Source organism: Gemmatimonadota bacterium (assembly GCA_016720805.1).
GTDB lineage: Bacteria > Gemmatimonadota > Gemmatimonadetes > Gemmatimonadales > GWC2-71-9 > Palsa-1233.
This window is the reverse complement of record JADKJZ010000001.1, coordinates 501,657-518,820: the sequence shown is the minus strand read 5'-3', so window position 1 is coordinate 518,820 and position 17,164 is coordinate 501,657. Positions and strand designations below refer to the sequence as shown.

The 17,164-nt window shown below is 69.3% G+C and carries 17 protein-coding genes and 1 pseudogene; 1 reads left to right on the top strand and 17 read right to left on the bottom strand.

What is annotated here, in order from left to right:
• Positions 1-3: 3 nt before the first annotated feature.
• The 17 genes and pseudogenes from IPP98_02465 to IPP98_02385 form a co-directional block, all read right to left on the bottom strand.
• Positions 4-915, bottom strand: coding sequence for a polyprenyl synthetase family protein (locus tag IPP98_02465; protein MBL0177975.1), 912 nt, complete (start codon positions 913-915; stop codon positions 4-6).
• A complete protein-coding gene (gene xseB, locus IPP98_02460; protein MBL0177974.1) occupies positions 908-1,138 on the bottom strand; it encodes an exodeoxyribonuclease VII small subunit in 231 nt (76 codons plus the stop codon). Before xseB ends, IPP98_02465 begins: the two co-directional genes overlap by 8 nt.
• Positions 1,135-2,397, bottom strand: a complete 1,263-nt coding sequence (gene xseA / locus IPP98_02455; GenBank protein ID MBL0177973.1) for an exodeoxyribonuclease VII large subunit — start codon at positions 2,395-2,397, stop codon at positions 1,135-1,137. Before xseA ends, xseB begins: the two co-directional genes overlap by 4 nt.
• Entirely contained in the window at positions 2,394-3,284 is an 891-nt protein-coding gene (locus IPP98_02450) for a bifunctional 5,10-methylenetetrahydrofolate dehydrogenase/5,10-methenyltetrahydrofolate cyclohydrolase (GenBank protein MBL0177972.1), read from the bottom strand. The genes xseA and IPP98_02450 overlap by 4 nt, the downstream gene beginning before the upstream one ends.
• Entirely contained in the window at positions 3,281-4,864 is a 1,584-nt protein-coding gene (gene rny, locus IPP98_02445; GenBank protein MBL0177971.1) for a ribonuclease Y, read from the bottom strand. Before rny ends, IPP98_02450 begins: the two co-directional genes overlap by 4 nt.
• A gap of 38 nt (positions 4,865-4,902) precedes the next feature.
• Positions 4,903-5,220, bottom strand: a complete 318-nt coding sequence (locus tag IPP98_02440; protein ID MBL0177970.1) for a cell division protein ZapA — start codon at positions 5,218-5,220, stop codon at positions 4,903-4,905.
• Positions 5,217-5,531 carry a hypothetical protein gene (locus IPP98_02435; protein ID MBL0177969.1) on the bottom strand — a complete coding sequence of 105 codons (315 nt, stop codon included), beginning with the start codon at positions 5,529-5,531 and terminating at the stop codon, positions 5,217-5,219. Before IPP98_02435 ends, IPP98_02440 begins: the two co-directional genes overlap by 4 nt.
• Positions 5,506-7,884 carry a phenylalanine--tRNA ligase subunit beta gene (locus tag IPP98_02430; protein ID MBL0177968.1) on the bottom strand — a complete coding sequence of 793 codons (2,379 nt, stop codon included), beginning with the start codon at positions 7,882-7,884 and terminating at the stop codon, positions 5,506-5,508. Before IPP98_02430 ends, IPP98_02435 begins: the two co-directional genes overlap by 26 nt.
• Positions 7,881-9,098, bottom strand: coding sequence for a phenylalanine--tRNA ligase subunit alpha (gene pheS, locus IPP98_02425; protein ID MBL0177967.1), 1,218 nt, complete (start codon positions 9,096-9,098; stop codon positions 7,881-7,883). Before pheS ends, IPP98_02430 begins: the two co-directional genes overlap by 4 nt.
• Positions 9,043-9,402, bottom strand: a complete 360-nt coding sequence (gene rplT / locus IPP98_02420; protein MBL0177966.1) for a 50S ribosomal protein L20 — start codon at positions 9,400-9,402, stop codon at positions 9,043-9,045. The genes pheS and rplT overlap by 56 nt, the downstream gene beginning before the upstream one ends.
• Before the next feature lie 11 nt (positions 9,403-9,413).
• Positions 9,414-9,608, bottom strand: coding sequence for a 50S ribosomal protein L35 (gene rpmI / locus IPP98_02415; GenBank protein MBL0177965.1), 195 nt, complete (start codon positions 9,606-9,608; stop codon positions 9,414-9,416).
• A 38-nt stretch (positions 9,609-9,646) separates the two neighbouring features.
• Positions 9,647-10,141 carry a translation initiation factor IF-3 gene (locus IPP98_02410; GenBank protein ID MBL0177964.1) on the bottom strand — a complete coding sequence of 165 codons (495 nt, stop codon included), beginning with the start codon at positions 10,139-10,141 and terminating at the stop codon, positions 9,647-9,649.
• Positions 10,142-10,900: 759 nt separating this feature from the next.
• Positions 10,901-11,809 carry an MBL fold metallo-hydrolase gene (locus IPP98_02405; GenBank protein ID MBL0177963.1) on the bottom strand — a complete coding sequence of 303 codons (909 nt, stop codon included), beginning with the start codon at positions 11,807-11,809 and terminating at the stop codon, positions 10,901-10,903.
• Positions 11,806-12,624, bottom strand: a complete 819-nt coding sequence (locus IPP98_02400) for a hypothetical protein (protein ID MBL0177962.1) — start codon at positions 12,622-12,624, stop codon at positions 11,806-11,808. Before IPP98_02400 ends, IPP98_02405 begins: the two co-directional genes overlap by 4 nt.
• Positions 12,621-13,268, bottom strand: coding sequence for a redox-sensing transcriptional repressor Rex (locus IPP98_02395; GenBank protein MBL0177961.1), 648 nt, complete (start codon positions 13,266-13,268; stop codon positions 12,621-12,623). The genes IPP98_02400 and IPP98_02395 overlap by 4 nt, the downstream gene beginning before the upstream one ends.
• 100 nt (positions 13,269-13,368) lie before the next feature.
• On the bottom strand, positions 13,369-13,935 hold the full coding sequence (locus tag IPP98_02390; GenBank protein ID MBL0177960.1) for a hypothetical protein: 567 nt from the start codon (positions 13,933-13,935) through the stop codon (positions 13,369-13,371).
• 70 nt (positions 13,936-14,005) lie between these two features.
• A pseudogene (locus tag IPP98_02385) lies at positions 14,006-15,572 on the bottom strand (SDR family oxidoreductase).
• Between the two features lie 86 nt (positions 15,573-15,658).
• On the opposite strand from IPP98_02385, the gene IPP98_02380 reads away from it, so the two are divergent.
• Positions 15,659-17,041, top strand: coding sequence for an FAD-binding oxidoreductase (locus IPP98_02380; GenBank protein MBL0177959.1), 1,383 nt, complete (start codon positions 15,659-15,661; stop codon positions 17,039-17,041).
• Positions 17,042-17,164: the final 123 nt, after the last annotated feature.

Below are 17,164 nucleotides of genomic sequence, written 5' to 3'. Positions count from 1 at the left end.
GGGTCAGGATGCTCTTGACACAATATACCGCGCGAGCGCACCGAGGGTCTCGGTCGGCAGCCCTGCCTCGGCGAGGGCGGTGATCGCCTGGGCCTGGTGCCGGGCCGCCTCTGCCCGTGCGCCGTCGACCCCGATCAATCCCACATAGGTCGACTTGGCCAGCTCGGCGTCGCGCCCGGCGGTCTTCCCCAGCGCCTCGGAGGTCGCGGTGGCATCGAGGACGTCATCGGCCACCTGGAAGGCGAGCCCGATCTCCTCGCCAAAGCGGCGCAAGGCGTCCAGCTGGGAGGGTGTACCCCCGGCCGCGATCCCGCCGAGAACCACGGCCGACCGGATGAGTGCCCCGGTCTTCCCTCGGTGTACCGCCATCAGCCCCGGGAGGTCCAACTGGCGGTTTTCCGCCTCCAGGTCGAGCCACTGCCCGCCGACCATCCCGCGGATGCCGCCTGCCTCGAACAACTCCTCGGCGAGCGCCCGGCGTGCCTCGGCACCCAGCGCGAGGGACTCGGCCGCCTCCGCCAACGCCTCTGCCGCCACCGGTACGAGCAGGAAGCCCACGCGAGTGGCCGTTCCCACATCGAAGGCACAGTGCGTCGTCGGCCGGCCCCGACGCATGGCGTCATCATCCATGCAGGGGAGGTCGTCGTGGACCAGCGAGTAGGTATGGACGATTTCGACGGCGGTGGCGACCTCGAGCACCGCCATCGCGTCGCCCCCGACCGCGCGCGCGGCGCTGAGGAGCAACGCCGGTCGGACACGCTTCCCGGGGCTGCGGAGGGCGTACGCAAGCGCCTCGCCGAGCCGGCCAGGCACCGCGCGGGCCATCCGCTCCGCCCAGACCTCCAGGCGCGCATCAATCAGGCGCCGTGCCTCCTCGAGCACGCGCCGCGCGGTGGCGTCGGCCTGCTCAGCCATCCAGCGGTTCGAGCCGCAGGCCACCGGCCTGTTCCGTATCCTGGAGCACCTGCATCACACGCGCTTCGGCCACGGCAAGTCGCGACTGGGCGGTCTTGAGCCGCGTCACGCCCTCCTCGAAGAGCTGCAGTGCGGCCTCGAGGGCGAGATCGTCGTCTTCGAGCTTGCGGACAATCTCTTCGAGGCGGGCCAGGTCCTGACCCAGGGTCGGAGCGTCGCTCATGTATCCTCCACGCGGGCGGCCACTGGGCCGTCGGCAACAGTCAGGGTGAATCGGGTCCCGGGCGGGAGATCGGCTTGGCGACGTAGTACCCGCCCATCCGCGTCGCGTGCCATCGCATAGCCGCGGCCGAGCACCGCCAGCGGCGAGAGGGCGTCGAGTTGTCCGGCCACGCGGCCGACCCGCGCCCGCTCCCGGGCCACGCGGCGTTCCATCGCGGGCGCCAACCGAGCCTGCAGCGTCGCAAGCCGCTCGCGCGGCACCCGGGCGTGACGCTCGAGCGCGAGTGGCAGCCGACCTCGTACGTGCAACAGCCGGCGCTCGGCACTCCGCAGCTGATCGAGCAGCGCACTGCCCATCCTGTCCCGAGTGCGATCGAGTCGTTGCTGCGCGGCGGTGACGTGGCCCATCCCCTGGGCGGCGAGCACCGCGCCGAGCCCATTGAGCCGGGCCTGCACCTCACGACGATCGGGCAGCGCGAATTCCGCGGCCTGCGAGGGTGTGGCGGCGCGGAGGTCGGCGACCAGGTCGGCCAGCGTGACATCGACCTCGTGCCCCACGGCGGAAATCACCGGGACCGGGCACGCGGCGATCGCGCGGCAGACGGCCTCGTCGTTGAAGGCGGCGAGATCCTCGCGCGCCCCGCCGCCTCGACCGATGATGCAACAGTCGATCGCGTCGAGGCGCCCGACGGTCGCCAGCGCGGCGACAAGCTCCCCGGGTGCGGCCTCGCCCTGCACCGCGCTGTTCACGACGAAGAGCTCGACGCCGGGCCAGCGCCGCGTCGCCACCGTGATGATGTCGTGCACTGCGGCGCCCGCGATCGACGTGATGACCGCGATCCGGAGCGGAAAACGTGGCAGCGGCCGCTTCCGTGCCGGGTCGAGGAGGCCGTCCTTGAGGAGAGCCTGCTTGGTGCGTTCGACCTGCTGCGCCGCGGCGCCAAGGCCGGCCGCCGTCACGATGCGCGTCACGTTGAAGCGAAGCGCGGTACGCTCCTCCCAGACGTTCGCCGTGCCGAGCGCGAAGACCTCCTGCCCTTCTTCGAGCGGGCCGGTCAATCGCGAAGCAACACCTTTCCAGAGCGTGCAGTCGACCTTCGCCGCTTCGTCGCGGAGGCCGAAGTACCAGTGGCCGCTCGGGTAGCGCTTCACGCCGACGAGTTCACCGCGCACCCACACCGGCTCCATCCCCTCCTCGACCTGGCGCTTGATGGCGCGCGCGAGTCGCGAGACCGACCAGGCCTCGTCCGGCGTGCTCACCAGGCGAGCGGCGCGGCGGTGGCCGCCTGCAGCGTGTTGGAGAGCAGCATCGCGATGGTCATCGGCCCGACGCCGCCGGGCACCGGGGTGATTGCTCCGGCCACTTCCGACACTGGCCCGAAATCGACGTCGCCGGCGACGCGGTAGCCGCGCGGGCGCGAGGCATCGTCGACGCGATTGATGCCGACGTCGATGATCGTCGCGCCCGGCTTCACCATGTCGGCGGTGACGAACTCGGCGCGCCCAATCGCGACGACCAGAATGTCGGCGCTCCGGCAGATGCCGGGAAGGTCGCGGCTGCGCGAGTGGGCGACCGTGACCGTCGCGTCACCACCGACACCGGACTGGATCAGCAGGTTGGCCATCGGGCGGCCGACGATCGTGGACCGACCGACGATCACCGCATGCGCGCCCTTCGTCTCGATGCCACTGCGGATCAGCATCTGCTGGATGCCCGAGGGGGTCGCCGGCTTGAGCGCGCCGGGATCGCCGAGCACCAGGCGTCCGACGTTGACGGGATGGAAGCCGTCGACGTCCTTGGCGGGGTCGATGTGTCGCAGGACCTTGTCGGTGTCAATGTGCGGCGGGAGCGGCAACTGAATCAGCATGCCGTGAATGGTCGGGTCGGCATTGAGGCGATCGATCGTCGCGAAGAGCTCCGCCTCGGTCGTCTCGAGCGGCAAGACGATCGTCTCCGAATGCATGCCGGCCTCGAGACAGGCCTTCCCCTTGGAGCGGACATAGATCTGCGAGGCGGGATTTTCGCCGACAAGCACCACGACCAGGCCGGGGATGATCCCGCCCCGGCGCAGTTCGGCAACACGCGCCGCGACTTCGCCGCGAATGGTGGCGGCCATCGCCACGCCGTCGAGGAGGCGGGCGCTCACTTGGCCACGTCCGTGGCCCGGGTCTCACGAATGACAGTCACGCGAATTTGTCCGGGGTATTGGAGTTCCTGTTCGATGCGCCGTGCGATGGTCTCCGAGAGGAGTTGCGCCGCGGCATCGTCGATCTTCTCGGGCTGGACGATCACGCGCACTTCACGCCCAGCTTGGATCACCGTGGTCTTCTCGACGCCGGGATAGCCGCCCGCAATCTCCTCGAGCTTGGTGAGCCGCTTGACATAGGTCTCGAACGCCTCGCGCCGGGCGCCGGGTCGCGAACCACTGACCGAGTCCGACGCTTGCACCAGCACAGACTCGCTGCTGTCGTGCGGGACGTCGTCGTGGTGCGCCTCGATGCAGTTGAGCACCGCGGCCGACTCGCCATGCCGACGGCAGACCTCGACGCCGAGCTGGACGTGGGTGCCCTCGTGCTCGTGGGTCAGGACCTTGCCGATGTCGTGGAGCAGGCCGCCACGGCGCGCGAGGGCGACGTCGAGCTTGAGCTCGGCGGCCATCATCCCCGCGAGCCAGGCCACTTCCTTGGAGTGCTCGTAGAGATTCTGGCCATAGGAGCTGCGGTAGCGCATCCGACCGATGAGGCGGATCAACTCGGGATGCAGTCCATGCACGCCGACGTCGTGCGCCGCGCGCTCGCCCATCTCGACCAGCTGCGCGTCGAGTTCCGTCTTCGCCTTGACGACCACTTCCTCGATCCGTCCCGGATGGATCCGGCCGTCAACGACGAGCGCGTCGAGGGCGCGCCGCGCGATCTCGCGGCGCACCGGATCGAAGCAGGAGATCACCACGGTGTCGGGGGTGTCGTCGATGATGACATCAACGCCGGTGGCAAGCTCGAAGGCGCGGATGTTCCGCCCCTCGCGCCCGATGATCCGGCCCTTCATCTCGTCGTTGGGGAGGGCGACCGCCGACACGGTCGACTCGGCGGTGTGTTCGGCGGCGAGTCGCTGGGTGGTGATCGCGAGAATGCGCCGGGCATCCTTGTCGGCCTCGCGCTTGGCGCGCTCCCGGATCTCGCGACCGGCGGCGGCGGCCTGGGTGCGTGCCTCGTCCTCGACCTGTTGCCGGACCTCGCGGGCGGCCGCCTCGGCGCTGAGCCCGGCGACACGTTCGAGTCGCTGCTGCAGTTCGCCGTGCAGGAGCGACAACTCGGCTTGCCGGGCCATCAGCCCCTGTTCGCGGGCCGCGAACTCCCCGCGACGCTGTTCGACCGCCTTCTCCTCGGTACGCAGCCGATCCTGCCGCTCCGCGACCTGGGCTTCGCGATCGGCGAGTCGACGCTCCGCCTTGTCGACCTCGTCGCGTCGCCGGGCCGCCTCGCGCGCCGCCTCTTCCTTGATGGCGACCGCTTCCTCACGAGCGGCCACCACCTGGCGCTCCCGCGTCACCCCGGCGTCGCGCTCGGCGGCCGCCACCAGTTCGGCGGCGTCCTGTCGGGCTCGCTCGCCCAGCGCCCGCAACGAGCGGGCACTGCGCGCGAGCACCATGTTCCAGAGGAACATCCCGATCGGAACGCCCACCACCAGACCGCCGGCCACGGCGATCATCAGCGTCGTATCCATCATCTATGCCCTCGACCGGTGCGCGTGGCACCGGGCAGTGGTCACTCGGTCGCGCCCCCACGGGGGCCGCGCTTGGCAGGCGGCAGGAGACGCGTCAGGTCATCGGCCAGCGCCGCGATGCGGCCGGCCACTTCCCCGTCGGTGCGACGGGCACGAAAGAGCTCGTCGGTCACGGCGAGTCCGGCAAGGATGGCGGCCTTGTGGGCCTCCAGGGTGGGCAGCATCGCCCGAATGCCACGCAGCTTGTCATCGAGATAGGCGGCGACGTCGCGGGTGTATTCGGCGGGCAACTCGGAGCGCACCACCAGCTCCTCACCGCCGACCACCACGCGCACCGACTGCTTGGGGGCCTCGCTCACGAGCGCGCCTCCGACCCGAATTCCTGCTCGAGAAAGGCGAGTCGCTGCTGCAGCCGCACGACCATGTCGCGGGCGCGGTCGACCCGCGCGCGCAGGTCGAGATTCTCGCGCTGCAGGTCGAGAGTGCGCGCCTGCATGCCGATCACCTGTTGGCCCGGCACCATCCCGTCCTGCGCCTTGAGCCCCTGCAGCTCCGCTTCCGCCTTGAGGCAGCGGCGTCGCCAACCGGCCAACTCATCGGTCAGGTGCCGGAGCACCCGATCGAGTTCGGCCAGTGCCGGCAGGTCAGGACGTACGTACGGTGACGTCAAGCTCGCGCTCCAGGGAAGTCCGCAGGCGACCCATTGCCTGCTCCACATCGGCATCAGTCAGGGTGCGATCCGCGGCGCGGAAGACCAACCGCACCGCCACGCTGCGCCGACCGTCCGGAAGATTCTTGCCTCGGTACTCGTCCACCACCGCCACCGAGGTGAGCGCGTGGCGCTGCCCCCGCTGCAACAGGAGGGTGGTAACCGCGTCGACGGCGCAGGCGTCCGGGACCAGCAGGGCCAAGTCGCGGGTGGCCGCCGGAAAGGCCGGGACCGGGATGAACGGGGTGGCCGATGGCACGGCCTGCGCCACCGTGACCTCCCCCCCGAAGAGCGGCGCGGCCCATGGCGGCGCATCGGCAACGAGCGGTCCGCAGTGGCCGACCACGGTACCGTCCGGCGCCCGGGCAACCCACCGCCCCTCATCAACTTGGACCCCAGCCGCCGGATGCGCCAGAGCCACCAATTGCTCGAAACGGGCTCGGGCATCCCACCGGTCCCACTGGGGCGCCTTTCCCCCGTCGGTCCAGTGCATCGGATGTCGCGCTCCGGTCAGCACGAACGCCGCATGCATCGCCTCGGCCGGCCGGTCGCCCGCCGCCGCCTTCGCAAAGACGGTCCCCACCTCGAAGAGGCGGACATCGCCGGTCTGGAGGGCCCAGTTGGCCTCGACCTGCTGGACCAGCGCCGGGAGGAGGGCATCGCGCAGCATCCCCTGCTCCGCCGAGAGCGGGTTCAGGAGCCGTACCGCGTCTGGCCCGCCACTGGCCACCATCGGCAGGGTCATGACCTCGGAGAAGCCGCTCGCGGCGAGCCCCCGGCGGATCCGCGCCGCCATGCCCCACGCCGCATCGTCCTGGCGGGTGCCGGGGCGGAAGCCGCGCAGGTCGGTCGGCAATTGGTCGTAGCCATAGAGGCGTGCCACTTCCTCGATCAGGTCGATCTCGGTGGTCACGTCGGGACGCCAGCCAGGGACGTCGACCGCCATGCGGCCGTCCTCCGGCTTCGCCACGACGGTCGCACCCATCTTCACCAGCTGCTTCTCGATCGTGCTCCATGCGAGCTCGACACCGAGGACCTGCGCCACGCGCGCCGGACGGAGGAAGATCCGCGGCGGATGCGACGGCACCGGGAAGACGTCGACGGTGGGACCGTCGAGCGTGCCGCCCGCGACCGTCACCAACAACCGGATGGCGCGGCGGAAGGCGTCGACGGCGCCCCAACGATCCGTGCCGCGCTCGAAGCGCTGCGAGGCATCGGTCGAGAGGTTGGCCGCACGCCGCGCCGCGCGCACGCGTGACGGCTCGAACCAGGCGCACTCGAGGAAGATGTCGGTGGTGGCATCGGTGACTTCGGTGTCCTGGCCACCCATCACGCCGGCGATGCCGATCGCCCGCTCCGCATCGGCGATCATCAGCGAGCCGGCGGCCACCGTGCGGGTGACGCCATCGAGGGTGACCAGCGACTCGCCCTCACGCGCACCGCGCACGATCAGCGCGGGGCCGCGCAACGTGGCGGCATCGTAGGCGTGCATCGGCTGGTTGAGCTCGAGCATGACGTAGTTGGTGACGTCGACGACGTTGTTGATGGAACGGACGCCAGCGCCTTCGAGCCGCTGCTGCAGCCACGCCGGCGATGGCCCGACCTTCACGCCACGAATCACCGCGGCGAAGAAGCGGCCGCAGCCGTGGTCCGCAATCGCGAGCTTCACGCCGCCCACCTGCACCTGGTCCGTATAGCGGCCCGGCACGGGAAGATCGAGCTCCACTTCGCCAGGGACCTCGGGCAACCGATAGGGCACGCCGTACGACGCCGCGAGCTCGCGCGCAACGCCTTTGTGGCCGAGGAGGTCGGGGCGGTTCGGCGTCACATCGACGTCGAGGCGATCATCACCGCTGTCGTGCAGGATCTCGAGCAGGCGCGTCCCCGGGGCCGCGTCGGTGTCGAGCGTCATCAGGCCGTCGTGATCCTGGCCGAGGCCGAGTTCGCGCGCCGAGCAGAGCATCCCCTCGGAGGCCTCGCCGCGCAGCTTCCGCTTCTCGATCAGCATGCCACCAGGCATCACGGTGCCGAGACGCGCGAACGGGTACTTCTTCCCGGCCGTCACGTTCGGTGCACCGCAGACGACCTGGAAGATCGTCCCGCTGCCATCATCGACCGTCGTGACGCGGAGCTTGTCGGCGTTCGGGTGCGGGCGCACGTCGGTGACGAGTGCCACGACGAACGGCGTCAGGTCGGCACCGATCGGCTCGATCGCGTCGACGGGTGCACCGAGCATCCCGAGGCGGGCCGCGACGTCCTTGGCATCGAGGGGCTGGCGGAGGAACGCCTCCAGCCAGCGGCGCGAGATCTTCATCGGCCGATCCCCCCGAACTGCGAGAGGACGCGCATGTCTCCGCCGTAGAGCAGGCGGATGTCGGGGAGGCCGTAGCGCTGCATGGCAATGCGCTGCGGTCCCATCCCGAAGGCGAAGCCGGTCCAGCGCTCGGGGTCGAGGCCGACGCCGCGCAGCACGTTCTCGTGCACCATGCCGCAGCCGAGGATCTCCATCCAGCCGGTCCCCTTGCACGCGGCGCAGCCGGCGCCGTCGCAAAGCCTGCAACCGACATCCATCTCGGCCGACGGTTCCGTGAACGGGAAGAACGACGGCCGGAAGCGGACGCGCGTGTCGGGCCCGAGGAAGCGCTGCGCGAAGTGCGTCAGCGTCGCCTTGAGGTCGACGAACGTGATCCCCTCGTCGACGGCGAGCCCTTCGATCTGCGAGAAGGCCGGTGCGTGCGACGGATCGAACGGGTCGTTGCGATAGACGATGCCGGGGATCACCACACGATAGGGCGGCGGGCCATCCTGCATCACGCGGATCTGCACCGGCGAGGTGTGGGTGCGCAACAGCATCCGCTCGCCCACCGGGCGCGGCGCGCCCTCGGGATCGAGGTAGAGCGTGTCGTGCATGTCCATCGCCGGGTGATCGGGCGGGAAGTTCAGCATCCCGAAGTTGTGCTGCTCGTCCTCGGCCTCGGGGCCGAGTGCCACGGAGAAGCCCAGTCCGCGGAAGATCTCGACGATCTCGTCGACCACGACGGTCACCGGATGCAGCGTGCCCGGCCACTGCGCGCGGCCGGGCATGGTCAGGTCGACATCGCGCGTGGCGAGCGACGCGGTGGCAGCGGCGAGCTCGGCACGGCGCGCGTCGACGGCGGCTTCGAGCTCCACCTTGAGGCGATTGAGGGCGCCACCCACCGCACGCTTCTCTTCGAGGGGAAGCGCGGCGAGCCCCTTCAGGAGCGCGGTGACCTCGCCCGCCTTGCGGCCGAGCAGGGCGGTCGCTTCGGCCTCGAGGGCGTCGGCGGCGAGCGTGGGGATGGCGGCAAGCCGCGCCCGAAGGGGCGCGAGCGACGGATGATCAGGCGACTCGGACACGACGACTCCGGACGACGATGGCGGCGGAAAGCGACAGCGGGGCCGCCCGTGCAGCGACGGCCGGCCCCGCGGGCGAAGTGCGATGCAGGGCGGCTCAGGCCGCCTGGTGCGCCTTCGCCATTTCGGCCAGCTTCGCAAACGCGTCGGCATCGTTCACGGCGAGGTCGGCGAGGACCTTGCGGTTCACCTCGACGCCGGCGGCCTTGAGGCCCGCCATCAACCGCGAGTACGAGATGTCGTGCATGCGCGCGGCGGCGCCGATGCGGACGATCCAGAGGCGGCGGAAGTCGCCCTTCTTCTTGCGGCGGTCGCGGTAGGCGTACGCCAGGCCGCGCTCGACGTTTTCCTTCGCGGCCTTGTACAGCTTGCTGCGCGATCCGAAGCCACCCTTGGCGGCTTCCATGATCTTCTTCTTGCGAGCGTGGTGGGCAACACCATTCTTGACGCGTGACATGGGCTATCTCCTCAGGCCTGAAGCAGCTTGATGGTGCGCGGGTAGTCCGCCGAGGACACCAGCGCCGCCTTGCCGAGCTGGTTCTTCCGCTTCTGGGTCTTCTTGGTCAGGATGTGGCGCTTGTTGGCGCGGGAGCGCTTGATCTTCCCCGTGCCCGTGATCGTGAAGCGCTTCATCGCGGCGCGCTTGGTCTTCTGCTTCGGCATGTCGTAACTCTCCAGTGATTCCAGCAGGGTCCGGCGCCTTACTTCGGCGCGAGGACCATGATCATGTTGCGGCCGTCGAGCTTCGCTTCCTGCTCAACCTTGCCGATGTCGACCAGGGCGGCGGCGACGCGGTCGAGGACCGCCTTGCCGAGCTCGGTGTGGGCGATCTGCCGCCCACGGAACATCATGGTGACCTTGACCTTGTTGCCCTCGCCGAGGAACTCGCGGGCGTGCCGGGTCTTGAAATCGAAATCGTGGTCGTCAATGCCCGGCCGGTACTTCACTTCCTTCAGGTGGATCACGTGCTGCTTCTTCTTGGCTGCACGCGCCGCCTTGGCCTCTTCAAACTTGAACTTGCCGTAGTCCATGATCTTGACGACGGGGGGGCGAGCCATCGGGGCAACCTCGACCAGGTCGAGGCCCCGCTCTGCGGCGGCCGCGAGCGCTTCCTCGATCGGCAGCACTCCGAGCTGTTCGCCCTCACCCGTCACCACCCGCACCGGCGAAATCCGAATTTGCCGGTTGACCCGCACGCGACGTTCACGATCGAAGCTGGACAGTGGCAGTTCCTCCCCACAGGACAAAAAACGGACACCCCACCGAGGCGGGGTGTCCGAAGAGTTGCACCGCGGCCCCGTAGGACCGGATGCTTATGTCTCCTCAGACCGCGTCGCCATGTCCTTCGGCTCGGGGTGGGACGGATCTCCCGTCCTCTTGCGATGGGGGGAACCTAGTGGACCGGCCCTCCACGGTCAAGGGGGTGCCGTTCCGTGGTGGAACATGGGGCCGATACCCCTCCCCGGCAGGGCGACGGAGACCAGGCGCGGCCTACTTCTTCGAGGCGTCGCCGATCATCGCACCGATGACGCCGAGGGGGACCCCAACGATTCCAGCCACAGAGCCCGTCATAGACCCCCCCCCCCTCCGGAGACACCCTCGATTCTCCCAGCGGGGCAAACACGGCCCCCCCCCGGGACACACCCAACCCCACCCCACCCCCCCCCCCCCCCCCCCCCCCCCCCCCCCGCCCCGCCCCCCGCCCCCATGGAGACTCCCGCGCGGCGGGTATCGAGGCGGGAGAACTGCTGGGGCGGCTGAAAGCGGATCTGAGCGCTGGCCGCGGCCGGTAGCAGGAGGAGCCCGATCCAGAGTGAAAGCGAAGTACGTTTTCGCATCGCAGCACCCGCAGGTCGATCAGGGAAACTCAGGGACCCTGAATATACCGTTCACCGTTCACCGTTCACCGTTCACCGTTCACAGGTCACAGGTGACTGGTCACCTTCACCTCCCCCTCACCCCTCACCCCTCACCGCCGGCGCCCCCATCCGCTCCGCCAGCTCCGTCCCCTTCTCGCCCGACACCATCCGCCCACCCACCGTGTCGGCGTCGTGCTCGAAGATCACCCGCCACCCCTCGGCCATGCCCCGATAGTAGAGCGCCCGCTTGCTCTCGAGGGTCCGGAGCGGCTCGACGTCGTACCCCATGATCCACGGCAGCGGCAGGTGGTGCGCCGTCGGCACCGTGTCGGCCGGAAAGAGGAGCCCCTCCCCCGCACTCTCGAGCAGCACCGCCATGTGCCACGGGGTGTGCCCAGGGGTGACCATCACCCGCACGCCCGGGACGATCGTGCCCGCGGGGCCGTCGATCATCTGCATCTGCCCCGACTCGATCAGCGGCGCATAGTTGTGCGGGAAGTAGCTCGCCGTGGTCCGCTCGTTGGCGTGCGCGGCATAGGCGTACTCGCGCCGATGCGCCACATAGCGCGCGTTCGGGAAGGTCGGCTGCACCCGCCGCTCGGCGTCATCCGGCGCGATGAAGGTGTTGCCGCCGGCATGGTCGAAGTGCAGGTGCGTCGAGACGACGACCTTCACGTCCTCCGGCTTGTGCCCAAGTTCCGCGATCGCATCCTCGAGCGCGGTACGACCGTCGGCCCCCGCGTTCTCGATGCCGTAGATGTCGAGGAACTTCTGCGTCTCCTTGTTGCCGAGCCCGCTGTCGACCAGGACGAGGCCGTCGTCGTGCTCGATCAGCAGCGTGCGCATCGCCAGGCGAATCCGGTTGCGGCCATCGGGCGCGATGCGCTTCTCCCAGAGCGGCTTCGGCACCACGCCGAACATCGCGCCGCCATCGAGATGCTGAATGCCGGCCTCGAGCGCGTGCACCCGGAGCTTGCCGACTTGCATGGTGGTGACGCGGCTCACTGCGGCAACTCGGCCACCGGCGTGCGATGCATCGTCTCGAGGTCGTGCAGCGTGCGGACGCCCTTCTCGGCGGCGGCACCCAGCAGCTTCTCGAGCAGCATCCCGGTGACGACGGCGTCGCCGGCGGCGCGGTGGCGCGCGGTGAATTCCATCCCGAAGCGCGCGGCGAGCGAGCCGAGCGAGTAGGAAGGCTCATGGCGGTAGAGCCGCCGCGCGAGGCGCACGGTGCAGAGGCGCGGGCCGTCGAGGGCGAGGTCGCGCGCGCGCTTGACCTCGGCGCCGACGAAGCCCCAGTCGAAGCGGGCGTTGTGCGCCACGAAGACGCGGCCGGCAAGTGCATCGACCACCTGGTCGGCGATCTCGCGGAATGTGGGCGCGCCCTGCACCATCGCGTCGGTGATGCCGGTGAGTTCCTGGATGCGGCCCGGAATCGAGCGCCCCGGATTCACCAGCGAATCGAACACCACCTCACGGCGGGCGCCCTGCACCACCACGACCGCGATTTCGGTGATGCGGTCATCGCCGACCGGCTGCATCCCGGTGGTCTCGACGTCGACGACGGCAAAGGCGCACTCGTCGAGCAGCGGCGAGCCCTGCGCCGCCGCGAGCAGTGCCCAGCGGCCATCGGGCTGCTGACGTACACGCGGGTCGGCGCCGAGGAGCGCGGTGGCCAGCCGATCGGCGACGGCGCGCGGCGCATTCGGGAGCCCGAGCACCTGCACCGCCAGCTGTTCGGCGTCGACCGGGCCGTCGGCGAGCAGCAGCAGTGCGCGATCGACCAGTGTCCCCGACGGCACGGCCGAGAGGCCGCTCACGCGCGCCGCGCATCCACCGCGCGATGCGCGATGGCGTAAGAGAGCGTCTCGAGTTCGACGGCGAGGTTCACGTTCTTCACTTCGACTCCTTCGGGGACATGCAATTGCACCGGGGCAAAGTTCAGGATCGCCGTCACACCGGCAGCAACCAGCCGATCGACCAATCCCTGCGCCGGGTCGGCTGGGGTGACGAGGACGGCGAGGTCGACCTGCTGCTCACGGACCACCTGTTCGAGGTGGGCCACGTCCTGCACCGGAATATCACCCCATGTCTGCCCGATCTTGGCAGGGTCCTTCTCCAGGACGGCGACGATGTCGAAGCCGCGGGCCCCGAAGCCGGAGTACTGGACCAGCGCGCTGGCGAGCCGACCGGCCCCGATCATCATGACGCGGTAGCGGCGGGTGAGGCCGAGGATCTCGCGGAGTTCGCCGGCGAGCGCCTGAACATCATAGCCCAAGCCCCGCTTCCCGAAGGAACCGAAAAACGAGAGATCCTTGCGAACTTGTGCGGAGGTGGTGCCGGCGCGGTGCGCCAGGGCCTCGGAGGAGAGGGTGTCCGCGCCCTGTTCCGCGAACTCCTCGAGGAAGCGCAGGTAGATCGCGAGGCGGCGAACGGTGGAGTCGGCGATCTTGCGCTGAAGCATTTGTGAAATGTTTCACGAGCCCGGGGGTGGGGCAACCCCGAAACGAAAACGGCCGGCCCCAATGGGGGCCGGCCATTCCCGTGGGGGGTCCCAGCGGGCCTCAGTGCGGCCAACGCCAGCCGAAGACGCCCGCCGCCACCGTCGCGTACAGGAGGGCATCGAAGGTGGCCTTCACAGCCAAACCAACCCCTCGGCCGTACCAGATCGTGATCGGCCAGACGCCCGCGGCGTAGGCCACGAAGCCGGTGACCCCGACGAAGCGGAAGACCTCGAGGTAGGGGGCCCCGGTCGTCAGGGCACGGGAGGCCACATAGGCACGGATGGTGTTCACGACCAGCAGGAAGATGAACCACTGGACGAACGTGCCGGTCATGGTAATCGGGCCATTCCGCCGGACCGTCATCAGGACGACGGGCCCCTCGTTCATCTTGGCCAGGAACTCGGGGGAGCCCATCTCCTTCATGTCGGTGCAGCGGGGGACCATGTAGTCGCCCGGTGGGATCGCCATCGGACCCAAGGCAGCCCGCACCTTCGCTTCGTCCGGCACCCCCGGATAGTCCGACTTGTGCCACGGAAAGACCGTGTGCACCAGCGTACTGACGAGGAAGACAGCCACCGAGGCGAGGAGGATCGGCAGCCAGAGGGACGCGATCGTGATGGTCACCATGTGGGGCTCCAGATGGGGGGAGGACGGTGAGCGCCGACGATAACGCCGGATTCCCTCCCCCGATAGGGGCCTACCAGTCGACCGAGCGGTAGTCCTTGAGGAACTGTCCCCACACATGGTCGCCCGTGTTCATCCCCGCGATGATCGGATCGACAATGCGGGCCGCGCCATCGATGATGTCGAGCGGCGGGTGGAAACGGTGCTCCGCGGTCTTCGCCGCGGCGAGTTCCGCCGGGTCCTCGTCGGTCACCCAGCCGGTGTCGACCGAGTTCATGTGGATGCCGTCCTTCACGTAGTCGGCCGCCGCGGTCCGCGTCATCATGTTGAGCGACGCCTTCGCCATGTTGGTGTGCGGATGGCGCGTCGTCTTGAAGCGGCGGTAGAACTGCCCCTCCACGGCCGAGACGTTGACGATGTGCTTGTCACGATTCGGCGTGCGATTCATGAGCGGGCGCAGCCGCGCGTTGAGCACGAACGGCGCCACGGCATTGACCAGCTGCACCTCGAGCAACTCCACCGTCGAGACCTCGTGCAGGTGCAAGCGCCACGAGTTGCGGCCGCGCAGGTCGACCTGCTGCATGTCGATGTCGAGCTCCCCCTTCCGGGAAGAGGTGCGACTGGCCGAGCAGCTCCTCGGCGAGCAGCGGCACCTGCGACAGCGCGGCGGCGTGCGTGAGCCCCGGCACCTCGGTCAGCAATTCGTTGATCTTCGGCAGGCCGTCGCTCGAGGCGGCGATCGCGTTGGCCTCGCGCATCCCTTCGAGCGGGTGCAACAGCTTGCGGGCGGCCGACGGCAATTCCTTCAGCGAGCCGAGCTCAGCCGCCATCATGTGGCGATAGAACTCGGGCGGCCGGCGCACCGTCTGGCAGGCGTTGCTGATGATGTAGTCGAGCCGGTCCGTCTCGGTGATGAGCCGATGACAGAGGGCCTCGACGCTCGGCGTGTGCCGGAGGTCGAGTCCGACGATCTCGAGACGGTCGCTCCAGTCACTGAAGTCCGGCTCCTTGGCGTAGCGCATCGCCGAGTCGCGCGGGAAGCGCGTGGTGACAATGAGCCGGGCACCGGCGCGCAACAATTTGAGGCCGGCCTGATAGCCGATCTTCACGCGGCCGCCGGTGAGCAGCGCCACGCGGCCGCTCAGGTCAGCGAGCTCGGTCCGCTTGACAAAGTTGAACTCGGCGCAGGTCGGGCAGAGCTGGTCGTAGAAGTGGTGCACCGCGGTGTAGTCCTGCTTGCAGACGTAGCAATTCTGAGCCTGGATCGCCTCGCGGAAGTCGGGATCGTCCTCGACTTCTTCGGGCTCGACCGGGTTGGCCAGGAAATAGTTCGGCGTCGCAACACCCGGCCGCGTCCGCAGCTGGCGGATCCCCGTGCTGCCCAGCACCGACTCTTCGATGTGGACCTTCTCCGCCTTCCGCTTCCGTGCCGCGGCCTTGACCAACTGCCGGCGCGAGAAGGCGTCCGGGGCATAGACCTTGGCCGCGGCATTCAGGAGCCGATGGCGCACGTCGTCGGTCAGGTGGACCAGGACGGCGCGGTCGGCCACGATCGCCTCGAGGATGTCGGCGGCCTCGGCGATCTTGGCGAGCTGCTCGGGGCTGGGGGCCTCCGGCGAGGTGAAGTCTGGGGTCGTCATGGGGGACAGACTAACCGAGCCGCCGGGGAAGGCAAAGGGCACGGGGCGGCGATAGCTTTGGGCCATTCCACCACGGAGCCCGCCTGATGACTGTCGATCCCAGCTGCCTGACCCGCGACGCCGCCGTGCGGCAGGCGTACAGTGCCGACGCCTCCGGGCTCACCATGCTCCCGGATGCCGTCGCCCGGCCCGCCTCGGCCGCCGAGGTGGTCGAGGTCATGCGGCAGGCCTCTGCGGAGGGGACTCCGGTGACGCCGGCGGGGGGTCAGAGCAGCATGACGGGCGGTTCGATCACGGACCGAGGCACGCTGCTCTCCCTCCGGGGGATGGCCAAGATCCTCGACATCGACCCGGTGCGGCGGACGGCCCGGGTGGAGCCCGGGATCCTGGTGGGCGACCTCAAGCGGGCGCTGGCAGCCGAAGGACTGCTCTTCGCCATCGACCCGACCTCGGAGGAGGAGGCAGCCCTCGGCGGCGCGATCGCCTGCAACGCCTCGGGCGCGAGGTCACTCCGTTACGGCGCCACGCGGCGGCACATCAGTGGGCTGAGTGTGGTGCTGCCGAGCGGCGAACAGGTCGAGATCTCGCGCACCCGGCTCGAGAAGAACACCGTCGGCTACGCCGCCATCCACGATCCGATCGACTGGTTCATCGGCAGCGAGGGAACGCTTGGGGTGGTAGTCGCCGCGGAGCTCTCGCTGCTGCCGCTGCCCGAGCGGGTCACTGGCATCGGCTTCCCCTTCCCCGGCGATCGCGAAGCGCTGGCGTTCGTGGTGGCCGCGCGCGAGGCGATGGCGCTCGGCACGATCGCGCCGCGCTGCCTGGAGTTCCTCGACGCCGAAGCGCTGCGGATCATCCGCAACGAGGATGGTGGTCAGGGGCACGCCGGCAACGCCTTCGTCTACACCGAGGAGGAATCGCGCGGCGACGCGACCCCTGACTTCGACGAATGGCTCTCGCTCGCCGAGCTGCACGGGGCGCTCGTCAACGACGTCCTCGTCTTTGATGACGACGCCAAGATCCGGACGGCGCGGCTGCTCCGCCACGCCGTGCCCGCCACGATGCTCGAACGCGGCAACGCGTTCGCGGCGCAAGGTGGCCGGCGCATCGCGACCGACTGGGCCGTCCCCTATCCGCGGCTCGCCGAGGCGATCGGAATCGCGCGGCAGGCGGTGGAAGAGCATGGCGTGACGGTGCCGACCATTTACGGCCACGCCGGGAACGGCCATCCGCACATGGACTTCGTGGCGCGCAACGCCGAGCAGGTGCACGCCGTCGAGGAGACGATTGCGGCGATCCTGCGTCCGATCCTCGCCATGGGTGGCACGGTGGCAGCGGAGCATGGTATCGGAAAGATCAAGCACCGCTGGATGGGGATGCAGCTGACGGCGCAACAGCGGGAGGTGATGCAGGGGATCAAGCAGGCGCTGGATCCGCAGGGGTTGATGGCGCCGGGGAATATCTTCTAGAAGTGAGTCATGAGTCGTTAGTCGTTAGAGTGTCATCCTGAGCGAAGCGCCGTAGGCGCGAAGCAGAAGGACCTCGGTTCCCAACGCACGGCGAGAGGTCCTTCGACTGCGCCCGCTTCGCAG

What these genes read in the sequence shown, in the direction of transcription:
- IPP98_02465 (MBL0177975.1), bottom strand. Translation starts at nt 915, where the DNA reads ATGGCTGAGCAGGCCGACGCCACCGCGCGGCGCGTGCTCGAGGAGGCA.
- xseB (MBL0177974.1), bottom strand. Translation starts at nt 1,138, where the DNA reads ATGAGCGACGCTCCGACCCTGGGTCAGGACCTGGCCCGCCTCGAAGAG.
- rny (MBL0177971.1), bottom strand. Translation starts at nt 4,864, where the DNA reads ATGATGGATACGACGCTGATGATCGCCGTGGCCGGCGGTCTGGTGGTG.
- IPP98_02430 (MBL0177968.1), bottom strand. Translation starts at nt 7,884, where the DNA reads ATGAAGATCTCGCGCCGCTGGCTGGAGGCGTTCCTCCGCCAGCCCCTC.
- pheS (MBL0177967.1), bottom strand. Translation starts at nt 9,098, where the DNA reads ATGCCGACGCGTTTGCGAAGCTGGCCGAAATGGCGAAGGCGCACCAGG.
- rplT (MBL0177966.1), bottom strand. Translation starts at nt 9,402, where the DNA reads ATGTCACGCGTCAAGAATGGTGTTGCCCACCACGCTCGCAAGAAGAAG.
- rpmI (MBL0177965.1), bottom strand. Translation starts at nt 9,608, where the DNA reads ATGCCGAAGCAGAAGACCAAGCGCGCCGCGATGAAGCGCTTCACGATC.
- IPP98_02395 (MBL0177961.1), bottom strand. Translation starts at nt 13,268, where the DNA reads ATGCTTCAGCGCAAGATCGCCGACTCCACCGTTCGCCGCCTCGCGATC.
- IPP98_02390 (MBL0177960.1), bottom strand. Translation starts at nt 13,935, where the DNA reads ATGGTGACCATCACGATCGCGTCCCTCTGGCTGCCGATCCTCCTCGCC.
- IPP98_02380 (MBL0177959.1), top strand. Translation starts at nt 15,659, where the DNA reads ATGACTGTCGATCCCAGCTGCCTGACCCGCGACGCCGCCGTGCGGCAG.